Source organism: Corynebacterium otitidis ATCC 51513 (assembly GCF_000296405.1).
Lineage (GTDB): Bacteria > Actinomycetota > Actinomycetes > Mycobacteriales > Mycobacteriaceae > Corynebacterium > Corynebacterium otitidis.
This window is the reverse complement of record NZ_JH815192.1, coordinates 205,282-210,142: the sequence shown is the minus strand read 5'-3', so window position 1 is coordinate 210,142 and position 4,861 is coordinate 205,282. Positions and strand designations below refer to the sequence as shown.

Genomic DNA, 4,861 nt, shown 5'->3' with positions numbered 1-4,861 from the left:
TTAAGGCCGCGCGCCGCCGCCGGGAGCGCGCCGGCGCCGTCGCGGAGCTTGCTGAGGAGGTCGCCGGGCGCGCGAAGCGCGGCCTCGAGGAGGCCGCCGCGCGCCGCGACGAGGCCAACGACCAGCTCGCCGAGGCCCGCGATGAGGAGCGGGAGCTCAAGAGCCGGCTCTCGGCGGCGCAGAAGGACGCCGCCCGGCTCGCCGAGCGCGTCGGCAAGGCCGAGGTCGAGCGCGACAAGGCCCAAGGCCGGCTCGACGAGCTCGCCCGCTCGGTGCTCGACCGGCTCGGCGTCGAGCTTTCCGACCTGCCCGCGGGCGAGGTCGACGAGGCCGCGGAGAAGGCCCGCGCCGCCGAGGCGAAGAAGTCCCTCGAGTCGCTCGGCAAGGTCAACCCCCTCGCCCTAGAGGAGTACAACGCCCTCGAGGAGCGCTACCGCTACCTCGCAGGCCAACTCGCCGACGTCGAGCGCGCCCGCGCCGACCTAGAGGGCGTCATCGAGGAGGTCGACGCGCTCATCCTCACCCTCTTCCGCGACGCGTGGAACGACGTCCAGGCCGAGTTCCCCAAGGTCTTCGAGACGCTCTTCCCCGGCGGCGAAGGGCGGCTCTACCTCACCGACCCCGACGACCTGCTCGCCACCGGCATCGAGCTCGAGGCCCGGCCCCCGGGCAAGAAGGTCAAGCGGCTCTCGCTGCTCTCCGGCGGGGAGAAGTCGCTCACCGCGCTCGCGCTGCTCGTCTCCATCTTTCGGGCGAGGCCCAGCCCCTTCTACGTCATGGACGAGGTCGAGGCCGCGCTCGACGACGTCAACCTGCGCCGCCTGCTCGCGCTCTTCGAGGAGCTGCGGGAGGACTCGCAGCTCATCGTCATCACCCACCAGAAGCCCACCATGGACATCGCCAACGTGCTCTACGGCGTGACGATGCGCGGCGACGGGGTCACCAAGGTCATCAGCCAGCGGATGAAACCCGAGGCCGCGTGAGTACCATCGACACGTCTGGTGTGAGCGACAATTTCCACGAGAAGGGACCCCATTGACCGCGCCGTTCGCTGACCTCAACGACTCGCTCCTCGGCTGGGCCTCCGAGCAGGAGCTCAAGGCATCGGGCCGCAACGCCGATAAGGCCTACTTCCCGGCCCAGAACTTAACGGCCGACGAGCTCGAGCGCGTCGAGCGGCTCTTCGGGATCTTCCTCGCCCGCCAGGTCGCCGCCGGCGCGGACTTAGGCGAGCTCATGGCCGCCACCCCGGCGCTCAGCGCCGCGACGCTCATTGCGCGCGCCGGGCGGGCGGTGAGCCTCGAGGAGCTGCCCGCCGAGTACCTCTCCGGGCTCGGCGTGGAGCCGACCTCGGAGTTCGTCGCGGTGGTCACCTCCAGGCTCGACGGCGCGCTCGAGGCGGCCGGCCTCGAGCGGCCCGAGCAGCTGGACGCGACCGAGGCGCTCGTCTACCAGGCGGGCCTCCACCAGGGCGATATCGCCCCGCTCATGGAGCTCCTCGACGACGGGGAAGAGGACCTCTCGGGGCTTGAATATTCCGGGTTCCTCCAGGAGAAGGCGCCCGATCGCCTCTCCGAGCTCGTCTCCGGGGTCGAGAAGATCCGCGAGTTCTCGCGGCAGCACCCCACCTCGTGGCTCGACCGCGAGCCCTTAGCCGCCGCGCCGGGCCTGCCGAGGCTCGTCGCCGACGCCGCGATCGCCGAGCTTCGGGAGCGCCCCGTGGGCACCCCGAACCGGCTCTCCGCGGTGGGCGTCGCGCTTCGCGAGCTGCGCCCCAGGCTCGTCTTCGACGACGTACGCGGCCGGGTGTGCCTGCGCCTTCCCGAGCAGCGCGTCGGCGAGGACACCCCGGAGGTCGTCTGGCGGGTCACCCAGTCGGGCACGACGAGGGTGTTTCGCACCGGGCGGCCCTGGGGCGAGCCGCGCTACGCGGAGGCCCTCGACATTGCCGTCGAGCGCCAGGTCCGCGAGGTGACCGTCGCCGATGAGACCAACGGCATCCAGTGGACGGTGCCCGTCGTCGCGGCCGACGACCCGCTGCTCGTGTTCTCCGCCGGCGGGCAGAACCTCACCGACAAGCCCTCGCTGCACCACCCGGGGCTCATCGTCCTCGCCCCGGAGGACGCCCGGCTCGTCGACGTCGTCGCCGACGCCGACGTCGCCACCGGCGAGGCGATGCCCGTGCAGGGCTGGCAGGGCTGGAGCGCGCGCCGCGTCGAGGCCACCGAGCTCGCCTCCCTGCAGCTCGTCCGCGCGGGCGAGACCCCCTCGGCGATGCACCCGGTGCGCAGCGTCGACGTGCGCCACCGCGTGCGCTTCACCCACCCCGGCGAGCCGCTGAGCCACGTGGTCACCGGCTCGGGGCTGCCGGTGTACTCGCGCTCGCTGCTCGCGGAGTTCTTCCCCACGCCCTCGGGCCGGGAGGAGACCTGGCAGCTGTCGATCTCCGCGTACGCGGGCGTCGGGGAGAGCGCCGAGGAGATCACCGAGCCCGAGCCGCTCATCGTGCCCGCCGAGGGCGGCGTCTTCGAGATCTTCGACCCCGAGGCCTACGACGCGGCGTGGGTCGGCGAGTACCTCGTGCGCCTGCGCGGCCCGCGCAACGAGTCCTTTCGGCACCGCTACGCGATCGTCGAGGGCATGGGCGTCGAGCCGGAGATCGAGGGAGCGCCCGCGAGCGTAAGGATCCCCACCCAGGCGGGGCTCTCCACCGCGAGGCTCGCCGTGACCCGAGGGGAGAAGGACTTCGAGGTCTCCCCGCGGCGCATCGAGGTCGCCGCCGACGCCGCCGCCGCGGAGTTCGCCGTGACCACCGAGGACGGCGACCAGCTGCCGCTGCGCTTCCGCCCGCCGGCCCTGAAGTTCCAGCTCCCGCTCACCTCGTACCCGCCGGCGTGGCGCACGAGCCGGCTCTTCCTCGGGCCCCGCCGCATCGACCCGCAGGGGCGGGTTAGGGTGCGCACCCCCGAGGGCATCGAGCGCCCGCGGCTCTCGGTGCGCAACCAACACGGCTCCCCGGTGCGGACCTTAAGCCTCGAGGCAGAGGACGCGGTGACGTCCTCGGCGCCCGCGGAGCAGCTCGCCAAGGCCGCCGCGGTGCTGCCGCAGGGCCGCATCGAGTTCGAGTGGACCGACCCGGCCGCGGGCGCGCGGGTCTCCGTGACGCTCGCGGCGATCAGCTCGCAGCCGCACGCCAGCGCCACGACGATCGAGGACGGCGAGCTCGTCGCGGTCGACATGCCCGCGGGCCGCTCGCTCTCGGCGTGGCTGTGGCCGCGCACTGCGCCCTGGGCGGGCGCCACGACGATCGACGAGGTCTCGGAGCGCACCCCGCTGCCCGAGCAGCTGGTTGGGGCCGGGGATCTTACCGTTCAGTTCTTCAGCCGCGACCGCTTCACCGTGCTGCGCGCGCCCGAGCAGCCCGGCCCGGACGCGCTCGTCGCTAAGCAGCCCGGCTTCTTCGCGACCCCGGGTCGCGAGGAGCTCACCGGGCTCGCCGCGTTCTTCGCCGGCGAGGCCGAGGAGCCGCCCGCCTCGAGCGAGGTGCTGCCGATCATCTGGTCGCACTTCGGGGCCTCCGAGCGGGAGCGCGACGTCGCGCAGCGGGTCTTCGCCGCCGACCCGACGGCCGCGCTCGTCGCGCTCGCCGACTCGCTCGTGCCGGCCAATAAGCAGCCGGGCCGCATGATCCAAAGCGGGCTCGTGCAATTCCCCTTCGGCGCCGCGGAGCGCCCCGCGGAAACCAGCGACTGGATCGCCTCGCTCGTCGTGCTCGGCGCGATCGGCGAGGAGATCGACAACGACCCCGATCCCGCGCGGCTCCGCGCGCTCATGGCCGAGGCCCGCGGCCACGCCGGCCAGCAGCTCGTCGATATCCTGCGCACCGGCCAGGACCGCACCCTGGACACCGCGTGTGTGGACGCCTCGACGGTGCGCATCGCGCACATGAATCAGGCGCAGCAGCAGCTCATCGACATGTTCTTCTCCCGGGCGGAGATCGTGCCCGGCCAGATCATGGAGGACAGCTCGAGGCTCATGGCCGTCTTCGAGGCGTTCAAGCGCCGCAGCGAGCTCAACGCGCTCGTCGCGACCGAGGGGCTCATCAAGCCGGTCGTCTCCCTGCTGCGGGCGCTGCGCAAGGCGAACCGGGCGCTCTACTCGGCGGCGCGGATCCGCTTCGACAAGATCGACGGCGTCGACACCGAGGACCCCGACAACGCGTGGGCGCTCGCGCCGGTGGTCTCCATGGTCTTCGCGCTCACCGCGCGGATGCACGCCCACGGGATGCTCGGCAAGTCCAACGTCCTCGACAGCGCGGCGGAGGGCTGGTCGCAGCTCGCGGACCTCGTGCCCGACCTGGTCACCAGCGACCTCGTCTCCGCGGAGGCGCTCATCCTCGCGGTGCGCGGCTCCCGCGACTAGGACCCGGGCCCGGGGCCGCCCCGGGCCCGTCGCGGCGCGGCGCAGGCAGGGCCCCGCGCCGGGGCGCCCGGTGCGGGCGCCGCGCGCAACAAGCTGCCACTATAGAGGGCATGCTTGACGCAGTATCGCCCACAGTCGTCATCGTCGGCGGGATCATCCTCGCCGTCGTGATCATCGCGCTCATCGCGATCGTGGTCATCGGCCGCCGCCGCGGTGAGCGGAAGAAGATCTCCTTCGACAAGCCGGAGGAGAAGAAGGAGCTCACCCGGGAGGAGAAGTCCGGGAACTACCAGGCCGCCGGCGGCTTCAACTTCGCCGCCGGCGGCGGGGGAGCGACCCCCCAGCCCGCGGAGCGCGCCGGCGCGAAGAAGCTCGCCGAGCCGAAGCCCGCGCACCAGGAGCCGCCGCGCCCGGCCGGCGAGAAGCCCGCCGGCGCCGG

The 4,861-nt window shown here is 72.9% G+C and carries 2 protein-coding genes and 1 pseudogene; all 3 read left to right on the top strand.

The annotated features are described in order from the left end of the window. Positions 1-983 (top strand): AAA family ATPase (locus HMPREF9719_RS00915; RefSeq protein ID WP_004600073.1); only part of this gene is annotated, 983 nt, incomplete at its 5' end. A gap of 52 nt (positions 984-1,035) precedes the next feature. After that, positions 1,036-4,422: a hypothetical protein gene (locus HMPREF9719_RS00910; RefSeq protein WP_004600072.1), complete on the top strand. Its 3,387-nt coding sequence runs from the start codon at positions 1,036-1,038 to the stop codon at positions 4,420-4,422. Positions 4,423-4,532: 110 nt separating this feature from the next. After that, positions 4,533-4,861, top strand: a pseudogene (locus HMPREF9719_RS00905) (signal recognition particle-docking protein FtsY); the annotation flags it as partial.